We start from the raw sequence: 17,398 nt of genomic DNA, 5'->3' as shown, positions 1-17,398 counted from the left end.
CGTAACGGTCCGGGACATTTCCAAAAGCGCGTGCTTAATAGAAAGCCTGTGTTCCCGAACGGATCGATAAATCCCATGAATGCGGTGCAGAACCGGTGGCAGGAAGTATTGGACAGAACACGAACGGCAGCAACTTTCAAATTGACGCCGATTCAAACGGAAGAACTTTCCAACCACCCCCTGATCATTGTCGAGCGGACCGAAGACTGGTCGGCCTACTTCCCCACGGATTACCTGATCAGCGCTCGCGACTACCTGGAACAGTCGCCCGGCGGGCCTTCCAGGCCACGCGCGCAGGTCATCAACCTGTGTCGCAACTACAAGTACCTGGGCCACGGTTATTACTGTTCGCTGTTGGCCGAGGCACGCGGGCATAAAGTCATCCCGTCGGTGAAGACCATCAATGAACTGACCCGCAAGTCCATCTATGGGCTGGCGCTGGATGAACTTGAAACTTCACTGGACGATGCACTCGAACAACAACCCTGCGGCAATACCGAAGGGTTCACCTTGAGTCTTTATTTCGGCCATACCGAACTTGAAAGTCTCCAGGACATTGCCCGCCAGCTGTTCGAAGCCTTCCCCTGCCCGATCCTGCTGGTGGACTTCCGCAAGGGCGAACGCTGGCAGGTGACCGGTGTGCGACCGGGTGCCCTGCACCGCCTGCGGGACGACCAGCAGGACCTCTTCGCCGACGCCCTGGACCGCTTCAGCCGCAAGGTCTGGCGCCAGCCCCGCGCACCGCGCCAGGCCCGCTACGACCTGGCCATCCTGCATGACCCGGGCGAAGCGCTGCCGCCGTCCAACCCACGGGCCCTGCAGCGTTTCGTCGAGGTGGGCGAGCGCCTGGGCATCGCCGTGGACCTGATCGGCCGCAAGGACTATGCACGGCTCGCCGAGTACGACGCCCTGCTGATCCGCGAGACCACCAGCGTCGACAGCCACACCTACCGCTTCGCCCGCAAGGCCGAGAGCGAAGGACTGGTGGTGATGGACGACCCCAGCTCCATCCTGCGCTGCACCAACAAGGTCTACCTGGCCGACCTGCTGGCCAGCCACGGGCTGGGCATGCCCGCCACCGAGATCCTCTACCGCGAGCGGCTCGGCGAGATCGAGCAGGTCGGCGAGCGCCTGGGCTTCCCCCTGGTGCTGAAGATCCCCGACGGCTGCTTCTCACGCGGGGTGATCAAGGTGACCTCCGCCGCCGAGCTGCGCCGCGCGGCCGGGGAGCTGTTCGAGCACTCGGTGCTGCTGCTCGCCCAGGAGTACTGCTACACCGAGTACGACTGGCGCATCGGCGTCCTCAACCGCAAGCCGTTGTATGCCTGCCAGTACTTCATGTCCAAGGGCCACTGGCAGATCTACAACCACAAGGCCAAGGGCGCCGACATCAACGGCGAGTGCCGCACCCTGCCGGTGCACGAGGCGCCACGCGCCGTGGTGGACCTGGCCCTGCAGGCCGCCGGGCTGATCGGCGATGGCCTCTACGGGGTGGACCTGAAGCAGGCCGGCGACCGCGTGGTGGTGATCGAGGTGAACGACAACCCCAACCTGGACGCCGGCATCGAGGACGCCTACCTGCAGGACGACCTCTACGCCCTGGTGCTGGAGGAGTTCATCCGCCGCCTCGATCTCCGCCGTCGCGGCCAGGCCTGGTGAGCCCATGCTCGACGCCTACCGCCTGGGCGACGGCCGCCTGCAGCGCACCTCCGAAGCGGACGCCAGCGTGCTGCTGTGCGTCGACCCCGATGCCGGCGAACGCGAGCACCTGTGCCGCACCTGGCAGCTGGACCAGCACGCGCTGGACTCGGCCCTGGACCCCGACGAGGTGTCACGCATCGAATTCCACGGCGAGCGGCTGTTCCTGATCTGGAAGCGCCCGGAGCGCTGCACCGGGCAGGACGGCATGGTCTTCGAGGTGAGCGCCTTCGGCATGCTGCTGGAGCCGACGCGGCTGCTGGTGATCGCCGCCGGCGATTCGCTGCTGCAGGGGGTCGGCCAGCGCGGCGCCCTCGCCACCCCACGCGACGTGCTGCTGGACATGCTGTTCAGCAGCGTCCACCACTACCTCGGCCACCTGCGGGTCATCAAGCTGGTGGCCCGCGAGCTGCAGGCCCGCTTCAACCGCTCGCTGGACAACAGCCACCTGATGCAGATGGTCAACCTCAGCGAAAGCCTCATCCACTACCTCAACGCCATCCAGAGCAACGCCACCGTGCTGGTGCGCCTGCGCAACCACGCCGCCGAGTACCAGCTGGATGCGGCCGCCCTGGCGACCCTGGACGACCTGATCATCGAGAACGAGCAGTGCTACAAGCAGGCGCGGATCTACTCCACGGTGTTCGCCGCGCTGATGGACGCGCGGGGCAGCCTGGCCAACCACGGCATCAACGACATGCTGCGCAAGCTGACACTGATCAACGTGGTGTTCCTGCCGCTCAACCTGGTGGCCAGCATCGGCGGCATGTCGGAGTTCAGCATGATGACCGCCGGTGCGCCCTGGTGGGTCGCCTACCCCCTCCTGCTGCTCGGGATGCTGCTCCTGAGCGGCCTCATGCTGGCCTTTCTCAGGCGAATGGCGCACCCTCGCCACCAGCCCTGAGCCCACCGCACCCATTGGAAACGGAATCCATGATGCAGAACGCTCAACTCGGACTGGCCGTCTCGGCGATCATCGTCGCCTTCGGCCTCGTACTCTTCTATTTCGACCACCTGCGCGGCCCGCGCGGGCAACGGGACGAGGAGGACCCGGGACACTGACCGGCGGGGGCTTCGGCCCCCGCTTCCCCTTCACGCACAGGCCTTCCCGCGGCTGTGCACGCTCCACTCCCCACCTTCAGCCACGGCTGCGTTGCAGCCAGGCCGCCCCCAGCCCACTGAGGCAGACGATGCCGATACCCACCAGGGTGGTCAGGTCCGGCGCGTGGGCGTACAGCAGGTAGCCCAGCAGCCCGGCGAACACGATCTGGCAGTAGCCGAAGGGCGCCAGCAAGGCTGCCGGCGCATGGCGGAAGGCCTGGGTCAGGAACAGGTGCGCCGCCATGCCCAGCGTGCCCAGGGCCACCAGCAGCAAGCCGTCGAACAGGCTCGGCAACTGCCAGAAGAACGGCACCAGCAGGCTCATCACCAGGGTGTTGCACACCCCCGCGAGGAAGTTGCTGGTGGTGGGGCTGTCGTGGGCCGAGAGGATGCGCGTCAGCAGCTGATAGGCGCAGAAACCCAGGGCCGAGCCCAGCGGGAAGAGGATCGCCGGGGTGAACAGCGCCCCGCCCGGGTGCACGATCACCACCACGCCGACGAAGCCCATCGCCACCGCCAGCCACTGGCCGGCACTGACCCGCTCCTTCAGCAGCGGTGCCGAGAGCGCCGTCACCAGAATCGGCGCCAGGAAGTTCACCGCCGTGGCCTCGGCCAGCGGCACGAACTGCAGGCCGGTGGTGAACAGCAGGCTGGTGCTCAGTAGGCTCAGCGCCCGCAGCACCTGCAGCACCGGTCGTTGGGTGCGCAGCCCGCGCAGGCCGGCGCGGGGCAGGAACAGCCCGGCCATCAGCAGGCTGTGCACCAGGTAGCGCGCCCACACCACCATCACCACCGGGTACAGGCCCCCCAGGTGCTTGGACAGTGCGTCGTGCCCGGCGAACAGGAAGGTCGCCAGCAGGACCAGCGCCACACCGCGCAAGGGCTGGCTGACAGCGGTTGAGATCGGATCGCTCATGACACCTCGAGAACCGGCGCAAAGGCCGATGGATCAGAGACCGGCCAACAGCGCCAGGGTTCGCTCGCGCGCCAGGCGCGCCCGCGCCTCGGCGCTCACACCCTGCTCCAGCAACTGCCGGGTGGGGATCTCCAGGCTCAGGGGGATGCCTGCCGGCAACGCCCGCAGCAACCCCGCCAGGTCGCAGTCCCCCTCCCCCGGAAAACGCCGCTCGTTGCGCGCCTGGCGGAGGATTTCCTGCATGTCGTCCGGGCGCGGTCCGGCCACGTCGCACAACTGGGCGTAGCGCAGGCGCTGCGGCGGCAGGGCCCGCAGGTCCGCCAGGCGCGAGGCCGAGCGGTCGAAGTGGAAGGCATCCACCAGCACCGCGCCGTTGGGCTGGCCCGCCCGCTCGACGACCCGGGCCGCCTGGCCGAGGTCGCGGGCGTCGGTCCAGGGCATGAACTCCAGGCTGACGTGCAGCCCCAGGGGCGCCGCGCGCTCGCACAGCTCGGCGAAGCGGTCGGTCAATCGGGCTTCATCCGGGTCGTTGCCGGCCACCAGCACCTCGCTGGCGCCGAACTCGGCCCCGGCTTCCAGCACGGCGGCGAAGTCCGCCACGCAGGTCTCCGGCTTCAGCCGCAGGATCTCGATGTCCAGCACCTGCACCCCGGTATCGCCCAGGCGCTGGCGGGTGCGCCGACGCAGATCGGCATCGGCCACCACGGGGAAGTGGTGCTCCTCCGGCGTCGCCGGGATCAGCCGCAGGCCCACATGGCTGTAGCCGGTGCGAGCGGCCACCTCGACCATGTCCGGGGGTGCCAGCTCCAGCACCGTCAAGGCGGCGAGCGACAGCGCATGGTCAGCCACGGCGCGCCTCCTGCCAGGTCGGCATCATCGGGAAGGCATGAAAAAACCGGCCAGGCAGCCGGTTGGCAAAGGACGGGACGGACACGGGGACCTCACAGCAAGGGGGTTCTGAAATCGGCTTCGCGTTATTTAGAACAGAGTTCCATTTTTACGCAATAGGCGATCTTCACGGCCCGTGGCGAGCCCAGCGGATCACGGGAAGAGTTCGGACGCCTGGCTCGCGTCGCCCAGTTCAGTGGCCGCAGCCAGCAGGCACGGGGCCAGTTCGTGCATGCGCGCCTCCGGCAGGCGGGCGCTGGGGCCGGCCACGCTGAGCACACCGATGACCTGGCCAGTGGCCGGGTGGCGCACCACGGCGGCCATTGCCGACATACCCACGGCGGAGCTTTCCACCACCCAGGCGTAGCCGCGCTCGCGGGCGCGGCGCAGGCGCTCCAGCAGCTCGATGTTCGAGCGCGGCGCGTTGGGGCCGAAGCCGGCCGGGTCGGCGATGCCCTGGCGCTCCACCAGGGCCAGCGCCTCGGCGTCGCTCAGGGCCGCCAGCCAGGCGTGCCCCGAGGCGGTGTAGAACAACGGCGCGTCCCGGCCCATGTCCGGGTCGTAGCGCAGGCCGGAGCGAGCCCCCTGGGACTTGGCGATCCAGGTCAGCCGGCCCCCCTCGGTCACGCCCAGGCGCACCAGTTCGGCGCTCTCCTGGGCCAGGCGGTCGAGGATCGGCTGGACGATGTCCGCACCGCTGCTGGCCAGGTGGCGGAAGGCCATGGCCACCAGCCGCGTGGACAGCTGGTAACGGCTGTTGTCGGGGTTCTGCCGCACGTAGCCGAGGCGGATCAGCTCGGCCAGCATGCGATGGGTGGCGCTCTTGGGGATCTGCAGCTCATCGGAGAGGGCCTGCAGCGCTAACCCCTGGGGGTCGGAGGTCAGGCGTTCGAGGAGGCTGAAGGCGCGTTCGATCTGGCTACCGGCCATGGCGTGGGTCCTGGATGAGGGTGCGGCGATTCTAGAAGACACAGCCCCCAGGCCGAAACCTGGAACGCATCCGTTGTTTCGCGCAAAAATGTACGAACCAGTTAGTTTTCGTTCGCTGATCGAACACAAGCGCTTTCGAAGAATTGAACGGCGCCCAGCCTGCAACCACTATCGGCCCAGGCCCGGCGCCCTGACGCCGGCGACCCCAATAACGACAAGAAAGGTCATCCCGATGCACCCCACCTGCTTCCTCCCACGCCTTCGCGCCCCTGATCGCCAGCCCGCTGCCGCCTGCCCGGCACTGCACAGCCCGCGCCCGGCCTGATCACCCGCTACACGCCCATCGCCCATTCGCCAACGCCGCGAAGGGCCTCCTGCGCCCCGACAACAACAAGACAGAGGCCACCATGCCCCTCACTCATCGCCACGCCCTGCACACCACCCTCCTGGCCAGCGCCATCGCCCTCGCCAGCCAGGCCGCCCAGGCTGCCGAAAGCCCCGGATTCATCGACGGCAGCAGCGCCACGCTGAACCTGCGCAACTTCTACATGAACCGCAACTTCGTCGGCACCAGCACCCAGGACCAGGCCGAGGAGTGGACCCAGAGCTTCATCCTCGACGCCAAGTCCGGCTTCACCCAGGGCACCGTCGGCTTCGGGGTCGACGTGCTCGGGCTCTACGCCCTCAAGCTCGACGGCGGCAAGGGCACCCGCGGCACCCAGCTGCTGCCGGTGCACGACGACGGCCGCCCGGCCGACGACTTCGGCCGTCTGGCGGTGGCCGGCAAGATGAAGGTCTCCAACACCGAACTGAAGGTGGGCGAGTGGATGCCGGTGCTGCCGATCCTGCGTTCCGACGATGGCCGCTCGCTGCCGCAGACCTTCCGGGGCGCCCAGGTGACCTCCAGGGAGATCGCCGGCCTGACCCTCTACGGCGGCCAGTTCCGCGGCAACAGCCCGCGCAACGACGCCAGCATGGAAGACCTGTCCCTGATGGGTAAGGCGGCCTTCACCTCCGACCGCTTCAACTTCGCCGGTGGCGAATACAGCTTCAACGAGAACCGCACCCTGGTCGGGCTCTGGTACGCCGAGCTGCAGGACATCTACCGCCAGAACTACCTGCAGGTGGTGCACAGCCAGCCCCTGGGCGACTGGACCCTGGGCGCCAACCTCGGCTACTTCACCGGCCGGGAAGACGGCTCCGCCCGGGCCGGCGACCTCGACAACCGCACCTGGTCCGCCCTGCTCTCCGCCAAGTACGGCAGCAGCACCTTCTACCTGGGCCTGCAGAAGGTCAGCGGCGACGACGCCTGGATGCGCGTCAACGGCACCAGCGGCGGCACCCTGGCCAACGACAGCTACAACTCCAGCTACGACAACGCCAAGGAGCGCTCCTGGCAGCTGCGCCACGACTTCAACTTCGCCGCCCTCGGCGCGCCCGGCCTGACCCTGATGAACCGCTACATCCACGGCAGCGACGCCCATGTCGGCGGCGTGACCGATGGCAAGGAATGGGGCCGCGAGAGCGAGCTGGCGTACGTCATCCAGTCCGGCACCTTCAAGAGCCTCTCGGTCAAATGGCGCAACTCCAGCCAGCGCCGCGACTGGGGCAACACCAACAGCTTCGACGAGAATCGCCTGATCGTGAGCTACCCGCTCTCACTGCTCTGACGCCCCGTCCTCGCTGGACCTCGGGCCCGCCTTGGCGGGCCCTTCTTTCGTGCCCGCCACCTGGCACCGGCATGCCGGAACCTCCTGTTTCCCTTGTCCATCCACGACACCGGCTGCCGTTTCGCTTGCCGCCGGGTTGCAAACCGCCAAACCTCCTCAAGAATGAATACCGACCCTCCAGGTATTCAGCCCCCCGATGCCCGCGTCCCAGCCCTTTTTCAAACGCCTGAAGCAGCTGTGGCTCGCCCACGACCTGGCCTTGATCGGCCAGCGCCGCGAGCGGCGCATGCGGATGCTGGCCAGCCTGGTGATGCTGGTGATCGGGGTGCTCTGGGGCGCCGTGTTCGCGGTACGCGGCGCCTGGCTGATCGTGGCGATGGACCTGCTGCTGGTGCTCTGCGGGCTCGGCGTGCTGGCCCTGACCCTGCGCAACCGCGCGCGCAGCGCCAACCTCCTGCTGTTCGCCGTGCTGGTGGTGGTCATCAGCATCTCCACCCTGTTGCTGGACGAGCCCAGCCCGGCAGCACCTCGGGCATCCCACCTCTATTTGCTACCGGTGTCGGTGGCCGCGCTGATGGCCTTCCGCGACGAGCCGATGTGGCTGCGCTACGGCGTCTCGCTGTTCTGCCTGGCGCTGTTCACCGCCATGGCCTCCACCTCCTGGAGCCCTGGCCTGGGCTACGGCCTGCCGGACGAGCTGCGGGTGATCGGCTCCTGGGTGCAGAGCATCGCCGCGGCGGTGATGCTGTTCCTGCTGCTGCACATCCTGCAGACCGATGCCGCCGAGCGCTCCGAGCTGGACCGCGACCTGCGCACGGCCCTGCGGGAGCAGCAGTTCGTGCTGCACTACCAGCCGCAGCTGGACATCCAGGGGCGCGTGCTCGGCGCCGAAGTGCTGATCCGCTGGCAGCACCCGCAGCGCGGCCTGCTGGCACCTGCCGAATTCATCGACCACGCCGAGAAGACCGGGCTGATCATCCCCATCGGCCAGTGGGTGCTGCACGAGACCTGCGCCCAGTTGGCCGCGTGGAAGGCCATCCCGCTGTTCCGCGAGCTGCGTCTGGCGGTGAACATCAGCCAGAACCAGTTCCGCCAGCCCACCTTCGTCAACGACGTGCTGGGGCTGATCCAGCAGTCGGGCATCGAGGCGCGCAACCTGGAACTGGAACTGACCGAGACCCTGATCGTGCAGGACATGGAGGACCTGTCGCGGAAGATGACCGCCCTGGTGGAACATGGCGTGCGCTTCTCCCTCGACGACTTCGGCACCGGCTTCTCGTCCCTCAGCCACCTCAAGCGCCTGCCCCTGGACAAGCTGAAGATCGACCGCTCCTTCGTCTGCGACGTGCTCACCGACAGCAGCAGCGAAACCATCGTGCGCACCGTCATCGCCCTGGGCCAGAGCATGGGCATGAGCGTGATCGCCGAGGGCGTGGAGACCCAGGCGCAGCAACGCTTCCTCGCCGACAGCGGTTGCCTGCAATACCAGGGCTACCTGTTCAGCCGCCCGCTGCCGCTGCAGGCGTTCCAGGCCTTCGTCAGCGAACGCGCCGAGCGGCAGGCCGACGCCGCCGGCTGATCCTCAGCGCTCCGCCTGCATCAGCGCATCGTGCTGCTCCCGGGGCAGTTCGAGGCGTATCGGCAACTCGGCCGCACCGGGCAATTGGCTGATCCGCTCCAGGTCCTGGAGCACCAGGTGCAGCGGGCGGAAGGTGTTGATCAACACGTGGGGGCGCTCCCCCTCCTGATGGGTGCGGATGCGGTACTGCCGCCACTGGTGGATGCGGCTGCCCTCGCGGTTGACCTTGGACTCCATCACCAGGTCCTGCAGGGCCGCGAAGGGGATGCGCACCTCCCGCCCCGGCTCCGACTCGCGTGCCGGCACCAGCTTCAGCAACAGGCCCTCGGCGTCGAAATAGGCCTCCTCGCGCGCCGGCGGGTGCAGCCAGCTGCTCACTCCCAGCATGACGAGCGGCACCACAACGGCACCCAGCAGCCCCAGGGCCACCAGCCACTCCTGATCGCTCCAGAAACCCAGCACGAACAGGCCGAGCATGCCCAGGATCACGGCGAGGATGAGCTTGCCCAGCGTGCTGTTGACGGGGGCCAGGGGTTGCAGGCGTTCGAAGTCGGTGTCGACGAAATGGACGTTGCTCGCGAAGAGGCGAATGCGTGGCGTGCTCATGGACCTTCCGTGGTGGCATCGAGGGGCCGCCACTCTACTGGAAGTGGCAGGACGAGGCTGTGCACAGGCCCCATTCCGAACACCCCTCAGTAGGACGGGCCGACTTCCCGCGCCAGGGTGGTGCGCAGCGACTCCAGGGGAAAGCCGGCCTCGGCGATCCGCTTGGGCAGCACGTAGAAGACCCGGGGCGCGATGAACAGCACCAGGAACTCGTCGTTCTCCCGCCAGCCATGGAAGTTGCTCCAATTGACGACCGCCTGGCCGACGGCCGACTGGAAGTGCAGGCCCTCGGGCGCGAAGCCGACCTTCTGCTCCTGCTGCATCAGCGCATAGCGGCGGTACTGCCGGCGAACCAGGACCGGCCGCACCACCAGACGTATCACCAGGGCGGCGAGCAGCCCACCGAACACGCAGGCAATCAGGGTGCTACCCATAGCCTTGTCCCCGATCTTCAGCGAGTACAAGGCCATGGCGACCAGCACGAACAGCCCCGCCAGCAGCAGGTTGCGGTGGCGGGTGCGCAGGCGTCCGCCGAGGCGGCTGCTGCGCAGGTAGTCCTGCTCGCTGATGCGATAGGGGGTGAGGGTCGGCTCGCTCATCCGGGGCGTCCTGCGGTGATCGGTCGCGCAGCATAACGGCCGCGTGATCACACGGCGATGACGCCCCGCACAAAACCTCCGCAGGCCCCGCCACCTGGGCGATGGACCCTCCCATGGGGGCCAGACGCCAGCATCGCCGATGATCAGGTCTGCGCGTCAGGCGGTTGGCGCCAAGGTACGTTTGGCTCTACCCTGAGCCGCGCCCGGAGCCCTGTCCCACGACATCTGGACGCCTCATTCCGCCAGAACAAGAACGTACGGATGCCCGCAGAAACACCCCAGCAACGGGTCATCGTCGCCGATGACCACCCCGTATTCCGCGAAGGCCTGCGCCGCATCGTGCAGCGCGTCCTGCCCCACGCCGTGATCGAAGAAGCCGGCACCATGGACGAGGTGCTGGCCCTGGCACACGAAGGTCCGCCCCCTGCCCTGTTCATCCTCGACCTGCTGTTCCCCGGCCAGTCCATGGCGGCCATCGGCGAGCTGCGCCAGGCCTTCAAGCGCAGTTCCCTGGCGGTGGTGTCGATGGTGGACAACCAGAAGACCGTCGACGAGGTCATGGCCGCCGGGGCCGATGGCTTCATCGGCAAGGCCGTGGCGCCGGACGAGATGGGCGCGGCCCTGGCGGCGATCCTCGCCGGTGAGTTCGTGGTGCGCTACGACCACAGCCAGGCCGGCCTCGACGGCGGGCTCGACGTCGACCCGCTCTACACCCAGCTCACCCCGCGCCAGCAGGACGTGTTGCGGCTGATCGCCAACGGCCTGTCCAACAAGGAGATCGCCCGGGAGCTGGACATCTCGCCCTTCACCGTGCGCATCCACGTCTCCTCGCTGTTGCGCGTGCTGGGGGTCAGCAGCCGCGCCGCTGCTGCGGCCTGGGCCGCCAAGACGGGGCTCTGAGGCCGCTCAGGCCTCGGCGTGTTCCCGCGCCAGCCCCACCTTCAGTGCCATCAGCACCGAACGCAGCTCCGCCGGGTGCACCGGCTTGGACAGCACCGGCACGTCGGGGTCGCCCAGCGCATCCTGCACGCGGCGCACGTCGTGCCCGGTGATCACCACCGCCGGCACCGGCCAGCCGGCCTGGTCCCGCAGGCGGGCGATGCAGTCCGCACCGGAGGCCTCGGTGCCCAGGTCGAAATCGGTGATCACCAGGTCGCACGCCTCCGGTGCCTTCGGCAGGGCCGCGCTGGCCTCCACCCGGCAGCCCCAGCGCTCCAGCAGGCTGGCGGTGGCATGCAGCACGTTGCGGTCGTCCTCCAGCAGCAGCACCCGCAGCCCGTCCAGCAGGCGCAGCGGCAGGCTGCTCGCGGTCGCCGGCTGGCGCTGCGGCGCCTGGACCGCCTGCAGGCCCTCGATGGCCACGCTGGTGCCGCGCCCGAGCCGTGAGGCGATGCGGATCTCCAGCCCCATCAGGCCACTGAGCCGACGCACGATGGCGAGCCCCAGGCCGACCCCCTCGATGTCGTGGTCACGGGCCTGGCGCACCCGGTAGAACTCGTCGAAGACGTTCTCCAGGTGCTGCGGGGCGATGCCCTTGCCCCGGTCGTGCACCTCGACGGACCAGCCGCCGTTGCGCCGCCGGCAGGCCACCAGCATGGGCTTGCCCGGCGCGTACTTGAGGGCGTTGGAGATGAGGTTCTGCACCATGGTCGCCAGCAGGTTCGGGTCGCAGGAGACATGCACGTCACCCGGCACCCGCAGGCGGATGTCCACCCCGGCCCAGCGCGCCGCCTGGGCGTTCTGCTCCACCAGCTCGCCCAGCAGCTCGGACACCGACACCGGCTGCAGGCGCGGCGCCACCTTGCCGCCGTCCAGGCTGTACATGTCGAGGATCGAACGGAACAGCTGGGCCACGCTGTGCAGCGACTTGTCGATGCTGTCCACCAGGCGGCGCTCGTCCTGGCCCAGCTCGGCATCGCGCAGGCAGGCGGTGAACAGGCTGATGGAGTGGATCGGCTGGCGCAGGTCATGGCTGGCCTGGGCGAGGAAGCGCGACTTGGCCAGGTTGGCGGCACGTTCCGCCTCGCTGGCGCGCTTGGCCTGGGCCAGCAGCACGTTGACGTAGGCCGGCACGATCAGAGTGGTGACCACCAGGGTGAGCACCAGGTAGGGCTGCTCCCGCCAGTACGATGACGTCAGGGTGACGGTGGCCAGGCAGCACAGCGCCAGGCCGGTGGCGATGGTCAGGTAGCGCGAGCCATAGCGCAGGCCGTTGCCCACCGTGACCCACAGCAGCACGCCATACACCGGCAGCAGGGGCGGACCGCCCACCACCAGGCCGAAGGTCAGCGCCGAATAGTCATGCAGCATGCTGAACAGCCGCCGCGCCGGGTAATGCCCGGGCCAGCGCACGATGCAGGCCAGCAGCACCAGGCTGGCGAAGAAGAAGCAGCCGAAGTAGATGAGGATGGGCACCGTCTGCGCCGGCGTCGCCAGGCCGGTGAACAACATGAAGCTGATGTAGAGGCTGGCGGCCACCGCCATCACCAGGCGGACGACTGCCTGGGAGCGTTCGGTGTCCAGGACGCGGTCCGGTGCAGTGCTCATGGGCTTTCCCTGTGCGGGGCTCCGTCGGGAGCCGGTTCCATCGAGGCGGACACCTTATGCGCCATGCGGGGCCTCGTTCAAGGCTGCGTTTCGCCTGCGCCGCGCTGGGCGACCGCTGGTCCACCTGACCCGAACCTCCTGGGACCGGCACAGGCCGAACCCTGTGTCAGTCAATGCAACCCAGGAGACGACCATGGACATGAAACGCCCCCTCTACACCCTGCTGCTCGGCGCCGTGCTCGGTGCCAGCGCCTTGCCGGCGCTCGCTGCCAACGACGGCAGCACCGGCCCCACCCAGCCCGGCGCCACCAGCCCCGGTTCCCCCGCCTCGCCCAGTTCGCCGGGCGCGTTGCCAGGCAACAACACCGGCCCTGGCAGCAATGGCTCGTCGAACGGCACCGGTAACGGGACCGGCACCTCGGGCAGCCCCACCACCCCGGGCGGCAACGGGTCCGGCGGCATGGGCAGCGACGGCATGGGTAACGGCGGCTCGGGCACAGGTTCAGGGACGGGCACCGGCTCCGGGGGCTCCACGGGCGGCTCCTCCACAGGGGGCGCGAGTGGCGGTGCCACCGGGGGCGCCAGTGGCGGCAGCGGCGGCGGGCAGTAGCCGCGCGTGCCACGGGGCTGCGCCCAATGGTCGCAGCCCCGCTTCCAAGGCCGCGCCAGAGGCCCAACTCCTTCATTTGGCAAGGAAATTTCGGACACGTCCGTATCGCGCCAGTACCGCCGACTGATAAAGTCGCCGCCCATGAAACCCGCCCCCTCGACCCGGACACTGACCGCCTGGCTGCTCTACGCGAGCGTCCTGTTCAGCCTGTTCGCCTGCGGGTTGCACCACGGCCAGATGACCGGCCTGGAGCTCAGCGGTCTTGATGGCGGCTACTGCAGCCTCGGCCACGATGCGTCCGACAGCCTCGGCGACAACGGCAGCGACCACGCGCAGATGCAGTTCACCTGCCCGCTGTGCTCCTCCTACGCTGCCGCCGTTGCGCTGAACAGCGACGCCTGGCAGCTCGACCTGGGCATCGCCCCGCGCGTGGTGTCCCTCGACGCCAACCAGCACCCCCAGCCGCCGCCCCGCGAACGCTGGCCCTCGCTCAACCCCCGCGCCTCCCCCGCTCTTTTCCTGCCCGCCTGAACCGCCCCGGCGCCTGACGCGCCGGCTCGCTGCTGCACGCTTGCAAGGAAAGAGCCTCCATGACTCCGAAGTACACCTGCCTGGCGCTGGCGATCTGCGCCTGCAACCTCGCCTACGCCACTGAAAACAAGCACGACGCCCTCGAACTGCCCACCAGCACCGTCAACGCCGACCGTGAGAAGCAACCCGGCCTGGACCTGGACAGCCAGTCCCCCGGCACCTCGCGCCTGGGCCTGAGCCTGCGGGAGAACCCCGCCTCGGTGGCCGTGGCCGACCGCGAGAAGATCGACCGCATCGGCGCGCGCAACTTCCTCGACGTGGCCAACGCCCTGCCCGGCGTCAACGCCTCCGCCCCGCCCGGCTGGGGCGGCTACGTCGCCTACCGCGGCTTCAACGGTGCCCAGGTCAACCAGCTGTTCAACGGCATCAGCCTGCAGTACAGCGCCGCCAACCGCCCGGTGGACGCCTGGATCTACGACCGCGTCGAGCTGGTCGGCGGCCCCTCCTCCTTCCTCCACGGCAGCGGCTCGGTGGGCGGCAGCCTCAACTACATCACCCGCCTGGCCAGCCGCGAGGACAGCGGCGAAGCGCGCATCCGCTACGCCCGCTTCGATGACCGGGAAACCTCCATCGGCATCAACCGCGCCCTCAACGACGGCCCCGGCCCGCGTCATTACGCGCGCCTGGACTTCAGCCGCAACGACAGCAACGGCTACATCGACCGCCAGGAGCGCGGCGCCAGCAACGTCGCCTTCTCCCTGCTCAGCGACCTCACCGACCGCCTCTCCCACACCCTGGCGGTGGAGTACCTGGAAGAGAAGGAAGACAGCCCCTACTGGGGCGCACCGACGCTCAACGCCAACCGCACCGGCGAGCTGAAGATCGACCGCCACGACCGCTTCAGCAACTACAACGTCGACGACGGCCGCTACGAGCAACGCACCCGCTGGCTGCGCTCCATCACCGACTACCAGGTGGATGACGCCACCAGCCTGCGCAACACCTTCTACCACTACGAAGGCCAGCGCGATTACCGCAACCTCGAGGTCTACAAGTACAACGCCGCCGGCAACATCGTCCGCAGCAGCGCCTACCTGCAGCGCCACGACCAGGAGCTCAACGGCAACCGCCTGGAGCTGCTGCACAAGGGCGAGCTGTTCGGCCGCGTCAGCGACTGGGCCTTCGGCCTCGACTACAGCGTCAACCAGCAGAGCGTCTACCCGCGCTCCAGCAGCGGCACCGTCGACATCGTCACCCCGGGCAACCCCGACCCCGGCAGCTTCGACGACATCCCCGGCATGGCCAGCGGGCTGGTCAAGGCCCGCAGCAACGAGGTGCGCACCACTTCCGGCTTCGCCGAAAACCGCCAGCAGCTGACCGACAGCCTCTCGCTGATCACCGCCCTGCGCTACGACCACATCGAGCTGGACGCCACCAACCACGGCGCCGTCAGCGCCAACGCGCCATCCTCCTTCGAGCGCCGCTGGGACGCCATCACCGGGCGTGCCGGGCTGGTCTGGCAGTTCACCTCCGACGCCAACCTCTATGTGCAATACAGCACCTCGGCCGAGCCGCCGGGCGGCACCCTCACCGGCGCCTCCTTCACCCAGGTGCGCGACTACGACCTGAGCACCGGCAAGCAGTTGGAAGTGGGCAGCAAGCTGGACTTCGACGAAGGCCGTGGCAGCGCCACCGTCGCCGCCTACCGGATCGTTCGCAAGGACTTCCCCATCAGCGACGTCAACAACCCCAACGGCACCGTCCAGGCCGGCCAGCAGACCTCCGACGGCGTGGAGCTGGCGGCCTCCTACCGCTTCACCCCGCAGTGGACCCTGGAAGGTAACTTCTCCTGGGTGGACGCCCGTTTCGACGACTTCAACGAGACCGTCGGCGGCGTCAACGTCTCGCGCAAGGGCAAGACCCCGGTGAACATCCCCGACCGACTGGCCAACCTCTGGCTCACCTGGGAGCCGGTGCAAGGCTGGCGCACCGGCGTGGACGCGCGCTACGTGTCGGCGGTGTACGCCAACAACGCCAACACCCAGTGGGTGCCCTCCTACACCCTCTACGGCGCCTTCGTGGAGCACCAACTGGACGCCAACACCAAGGTCAGCGCGCGGCTGCGCAACCTGACCGACGAGGTCTACGCGCGCTTCATCCACCAGAGCAACGCGCAGTACTACCTGGGTGAGCCGCGCAGCCTCGAAGTAGCGCTGGACCTGCGTTTCTGAGGCGGCCGTGATGAAACGCCACCTCTACCTCTGGCACCGCTGGCTGGGCATCGCGCTGTGCCTGTTCATGGCGCTGTGGTTCGTCTCCGGCATCGTCATGCTCTACGTCGGCTACCCCAAGCTGACCCAGGCCGAGCGCCTGCAGCACCAGGCGCCGCTGGCCTGTACCGGCTGCGTGTCGCCGGCCCAGGCCCTGCAGGCGGCCGGCGGCGAGCCGCCGCGCAGCCTGCGCCTGGCCCAGGTGGCGGGCCAGCCGCGCTACCTGCTCGGCTACGCCAGCGGCAACCGCGCGGTGGACGCCCGCAGCGGCCAGGTGCTGGACGGGGTCGGTTCCGCCGAAGCGCTGGGCATCGCCCGGCACTTCGGCGGCGCCGAGGCGGACCACCTCGGCCTGGTCGAGGAAGACCTCTGGAGCCACAGCCGCGCCCTCGACGCGGACCGGCCCCTGCACCGCGTGCAACTGCGCGATGCCGCCGGCACCCAGCTCTACCTGTCCTCGCGCACCGGTGAAGTGGTGCGCGACGCCAGCGCCCACGAGCGCGCCTGGAACCTGCTCGGGGCCTGGCTGCACTGGCTGTATCCGCTGCGCGGTGGATGGCTGGATGGCGCCTGGTCGAACATCGTCATCTACCTCGCCCTCGCCGCCACGCTGATGGCCCTGCTGGGCATGGTGGTCGGGTTGCTGCGCTGGCGCTTCTCCAAGCCCTACCGCAGCGGCTCGCGCTCGCCCTACCCCTCCGGGTTCGGCCGCTGGCACCACATCAGCGGGCTGCTGTTCGGCACCCTGCTGGTGCTGTGGATCTTCAGCGGGCTGATGTCCATGCGCCCCTGGCACCTCACCGAAGGCCGCTCGACCTTGACGCTGGCAGCCTTCCAGGGCGCCCCACTCAGCGCGGCGACACTGCAAGGCGACCTGACGAGCGCCCTGCAGCGCCTGGAGCAATCGGGCCTCGCACCGGTGGAGCTGGAATGGCGGATGCTCGGCGGGCATGCCTACCTCAGCGCGCTGGATGCCCAGGGCAACAGCCGCGTGCTGCCACTGGACGGCACCGGCCCGGCGCTGGAACAGCTGCCCCAGGCGACCCTGGAAGCGGCTGCGCCGATCCCGGTGGCCCACGCCGAATGGCTGCAGCACTACGACGCGTACTACTACGCCCGGGGTGACGCCAGCATGTACGGCGGCCAGCCCCGCCGCCTGCCGATGCTGCGGCTCCGGTTCGAGGACGACGGCCACAGCTGGGTCCACCTGGACCCGCACACCGGCGCGGTGCTGGACGTGCTGGACGGCAATCGCCGGGCCGGCCGCTGGCTGTTCAACCTGCTGCACAGCTGGGATTGGCCCCCGCTGCTGGAGCGACCCCTGCTGCGCGAGGCGCTGGTCATCGGCTTCAGCCTCGGTGGCCTGGCGATCTGCCTCAGCGGCGTGGTGATCGGCTGGCGCCGCCTGCGCCCACGGCGGCGCAGGCGCTGAAACACCGTGCGCGCCGGTGCA

Annotated in this window: 16 protein-coding genes; 10 read left to right on the top strand and 6 right to left on the bottom strand. The window is 68.8% G+C overall.

Features of this window, described 5'->3' with window-relative positions; genetic code table 11:
* Positions 1-75: 75 nt before the first annotated feature.
* The 3 genes from FBY21_RS04650 to FBY21_RS29830 are packed head-to-tail and all read left to right on the top strand — an operon-like array spanning position 76 to position 2,760.
* The gene (locus tag FBY21_RS04650) at positions 76-1,659 is read left to right on the top strand and encodes a RimK family protein (RefSeq protein ID WP_142009010.1); all 1,584 of its coding nucleotides are present in this window, start codon (positions 76-78) and stop codon (positions 1,657-1,659) included.
* 4 nt (positions 1,660-1,663) lie between these two features.
* On the top strand, positions 1,664-2,602 hold the full coding sequence (locus FBY21_RS04645; protein ID WP_044402622.1) for a magnesium transporter CorA family protein: 939 nt from the start codon (positions 1,664-1,666) through the stop codon (positions 2,600-2,602).
* A gap of 32 nt (positions 2,603-2,634) precedes the next feature.
* Positions 2,635-2,760: a hypothetical protein gene (locus FBY21_RS29830; protein WP_260845184.1), complete on the top strand. Its 126-nt coding sequence runs from the start codon at positions 2,635-2,637 to the stop codon at positions 2,758-2,760.
* 76 nt (positions 2,761-2,836) lie between these two features.
* Here the strand turns inward: FBY21_RS29830 and FBY21_RS04640 are convergent, their stop codons facing one another.
* The 3 genes from FBY21_RS04640 to FBY21_RS04630 form a co-directional block, all read right to left on the bottom strand.
* Entirely contained in the window at positions 2,837-3,715 is an 879-nt protein-coding gene (locus FBY21_RS04640) for a DMT family transporter (RefSeq protein WP_044402620.1), read from the bottom strand.
* 33 nt (positions 3,716-3,748) lie between these two features.
* Positions 3,749-4,504 carry a sugar phosphate isomerase/epimerase family protein gene (locus tag FBY21_RS04635; protein ID WP_301308417.1) on the bottom strand — a complete coding sequence of 252 codons (756 nt, stop codon included), beginning with the start codon at positions 4,502-4,504 and terminating at the stop codon, positions 3,749-3,751.
* 252 nt (positions 4,505-4,756) lie between these two features.
* Positions 4,757-5,533, bottom strand: coding sequence for an IclR family transcriptional regulator (locus tag FBY21_RS04630; RefSeq protein WP_142009004.1), 777 nt, complete (start codon positions 5,531-5,533; stop codon positions 4,757-4,759).
* Between the two features lie 407 nt (positions 5,534-5,940).
* Between FBY21_RS04630 and FBY21_RS04625 the strand changes: the two genes are divergently transcribed.
* Both FBY21_RS04625 and FBY21_RS04620 read left to right on the top strand, forming a co-directional pair.
* Positions 5,941-7,203 carry an OprD family porin gene (locus tag FBY21_RS04625; protein WP_142009002.1) on the top strand — a complete coding sequence of 421 codons (1,263 nt, stop codon included), beginning with the start codon at positions 5,941-5,943 and terminating at the stop codon, positions 7,201-7,203.
* A gap of 196 nt (positions 7,204-7,399) precedes the next feature.
* Positions 7,400-8,782 carry a putative bifunctional diguanylate cyclase/phosphodiesterase gene (locus FBY21_RS04620; protein WP_142009000.1) on the top strand — a complete coding sequence of 461 codons (1,383 nt, stop codon included), beginning with the start codon at positions 7,400-7,402 and terminating at the stop codon, positions 8,780-8,782.
* A gap of 3 nt (positions 8,783-8,785) precedes the next feature.
* Here FBY21_RS04620 and FBY21_RS04615 read toward each other — a convergent pair whose 3' ends face one another.
* Together FBY21_RS04615 and FBY21_RS04610 are read right to left on the bottom strand one after the other, a co-directional pair.
* Positions 8,786-9,388: a hypothetical protein gene (locus FBY21_RS04615; protein ID WP_142008997.1), complete on the bottom strand. Its 603-nt coding sequence runs from the start codon at positions 9,386-9,388 to the stop codon at positions 8,786-8,788.
* A gap of 86 nt (positions 9,389-9,474) precedes the next feature.
* Positions 9,475-9,987, bottom strand: a complete 513-nt coding sequence (locus FBY21_RS04610) for a YcxB family protein (RefSeq protein ID WP_142008995.1) — start codon at positions 9,985-9,987, stop codon at positions 9,475-9,477.
* Positions 9,988-10,248: 261 nt separating this feature from the next.
* Between FBY21_RS04610 and FBY21_RS04605 the strand changes: the two genes are divergently transcribed.
* Positions 10,249-10,887: a LuxR C-terminal-related transcriptional regulator gene (locus FBY21_RS04605; protein ID WP_142008992.1), complete on the top strand. Its 639-nt coding sequence runs from the start codon at positions 10,249-10,251 to the stop codon at positions 10,885-10,887.
* 6 nt (positions 10,888-10,893) lie between these two features.
* Here FBY21_RS04605 and FBY21_RS04600 read toward each other — a convergent pair whose 3' ends face one another.
* Complete coding sequence (locus tag FBY21_RS04600) at positions 10,894-12,534, bottom strand: hybrid sensor histidine kinase/response regulator (RefSeq protein WP_142008990.1); 1,641 nt, start codon at positions 12,532-12,534, stop codon at positions 10,894-10,896.
* 163 nt (positions 12,535-12,697) lie between these two features.
* Between FBY21_RS04600 and FBY21_RS04595 the strand changes: the two genes are divergently transcribed.
* The 4 genes from FBY21_RS04595 (at position 12,698) to FBY21_RS04580 (ending at position 17,377) form a co-directional block, all read left to right on the top strand.
* Complete coding sequence (locus FBY21_RS04595) at positions 12,698-13,144, top strand: hypothetical protein (protein WP_142008988.1); 447 nt, start codon at positions 12,698-12,700, stop codon at positions 13,142-13,144.
* A gap of 141 nt (positions 13,145-13,285) precedes the next feature.
* Positions 13,286-13,675, top strand: a complete 390-nt coding sequence (locus tag FBY21_RS04590; protein ID WP_142008985.1) for a DUF2946 domain-containing protein — start codon at positions 13,286-13,288, stop codon at positions 13,673-13,675.
* A gap of 59 nt (positions 13,676-13,734) precedes the next feature.
* Positions 13,735-15,906, top strand: coding sequence for a TonB-dependent receptor (locus FBY21_RS04585; RefSeq protein ID WP_142008983.1), 2,172 nt, complete (start codon positions 13,735-13,737; stop codon positions 15,904-15,906).
* 10 nt (positions 15,907-15,916) lie between these two features.
* Complete coding sequence (locus FBY21_RS04580) at positions 15,917-17,377, top strand: PepSY-associated TM helix domain-containing protein (RefSeq protein ID WP_142008981.1); 1,461 nt, start codon at positions 15,917-15,919, stop codon at positions 17,375-17,377.
* Positions 17,378-17,398 lie beyond the last annotated feature (21 nt).

Origin of the sequence: Pseudomonas sp. SLBN-26, assembly GCF_006715895.1 — a bacterium.
GTDB lineage: Bacteria > Pseudomonadota > Gammaproteobacteria > Pseudomonadales > Pseudomonadaceae > Metapseudomonas > Metapseudomonas otitidis.
Note: the sequence above shows the minus strand (reverse complement) of the source record. Positions and strands in the feature narration are given on the sequence as shown.

Excerpts from the sequence above, each read along its gene's own strand:
- FBY21_RS04615 (WP_142008997.1), bottom strand. The coding sequence starts at position 9,388 with ATGAGCACGCCACGCATTCGCCTCTTCGCGAGCAACGTCCATTTCGTC.
- FBY21_RS04610 (WP_142008995.1), bottom strand. The coding sequence starts at position 9,987 with ATGAGCGAGCCGACCCTCACCCCCTATCGCATCAGCGAGCAGGACTAC.
- FBY21_RS04620 (WP_142009000.1), top strand. The coding sequence starts at position 7,400 with ATGCCCGCGTCCCAGCCCTTTTTCAAACGCCTGAAGCAGCTGTGGCTC.
- FBY21_RS04585 (WP_142008983.1), top strand. The coding sequence starts at position 13,735 with ATGACTCCGAAGTACACCTGCCTGGCGCTGGCGATCTGCGCCTGCAAC.
- FBY21_RS04630 (WP_142009004.1), bottom strand. The coding sequence starts at position 5,533 with ATGGCCGGTAGCCAGATCGAACGCGCCTTCAGCCTCCTCGAACGCCTG.
- FBY21_RS04650 (WP_142009010.1), top strand. The coding sequence starts at position 76 with ATGAATGCGGTGCAGAACCGGTGGCAGGAAGTATTGGACAGAACACGA.
- FBY21_RS04590 (WP_142008985.1), top strand. The coding sequence starts at position 13,286 with ATGAAACCCGCCCCCTCGACCCGGACACTGACCGCCTGGCTGCTCTAC.
- FBY21_RS04645 (WP_044402622.1), top strand. The coding sequence starts at position 1,664 with ATGCTCGACGCCTACCGCCTGGGCGACGGCCGCCTGCAGCGCACCTCC.
- FBY21_RS29830 (WP_260845184.1), top strand. The coding sequence starts at position 2,635 with ATGCAGAACGCTCAACTCGGACTGGCCGTCTCGGCGATCATCGTCGCC.
- FBY21_RS04625 (WP_142009002.1), top strand. The coding sequence starts at position 5,941 with ATGCCCCTCACTCATCGCCACGCCCTGCACACCACCCTCCTGGCCAGC.
- FBY21_RS04600 (WP_142008990.1), bottom strand. The coding sequence starts at position 12,534 with ATGAGCACTGCACCGGACCGCGTCCTGGACACCGAACGCTCCCAGGCA.
- FBY21_RS04640 (WP_044402620.1), bottom strand. The coding sequence starts at position 3,715 with ATGAGCGATCCGATCTCAACCGCTGTCAGCCAGCCCTTGCGCGGTGTG.
- FBY21_RS04580 (WP_142008981.1), top strand. The coding sequence starts at position 15,917 with ATGAAACGCCACCTCTACCTCTGGCACCGCTGGCTGGGCATCGCGCTG.
- FBY21_RS04605 (WP_142008992.1), top strand. The coding sequence starts at position 10,249 with ATGCCCGCAGAAACACCCCAGCAACGGGTCATCGTCGCCGATGACCAC.
- FBY21_RS04635 (WP_301308417.1), bottom strand. The coding sequence starts at position 4,504 with ATGGTCGAGGTGGCCGCTCGCACCGGCTACAGCCATGTGGGCCTGCGG.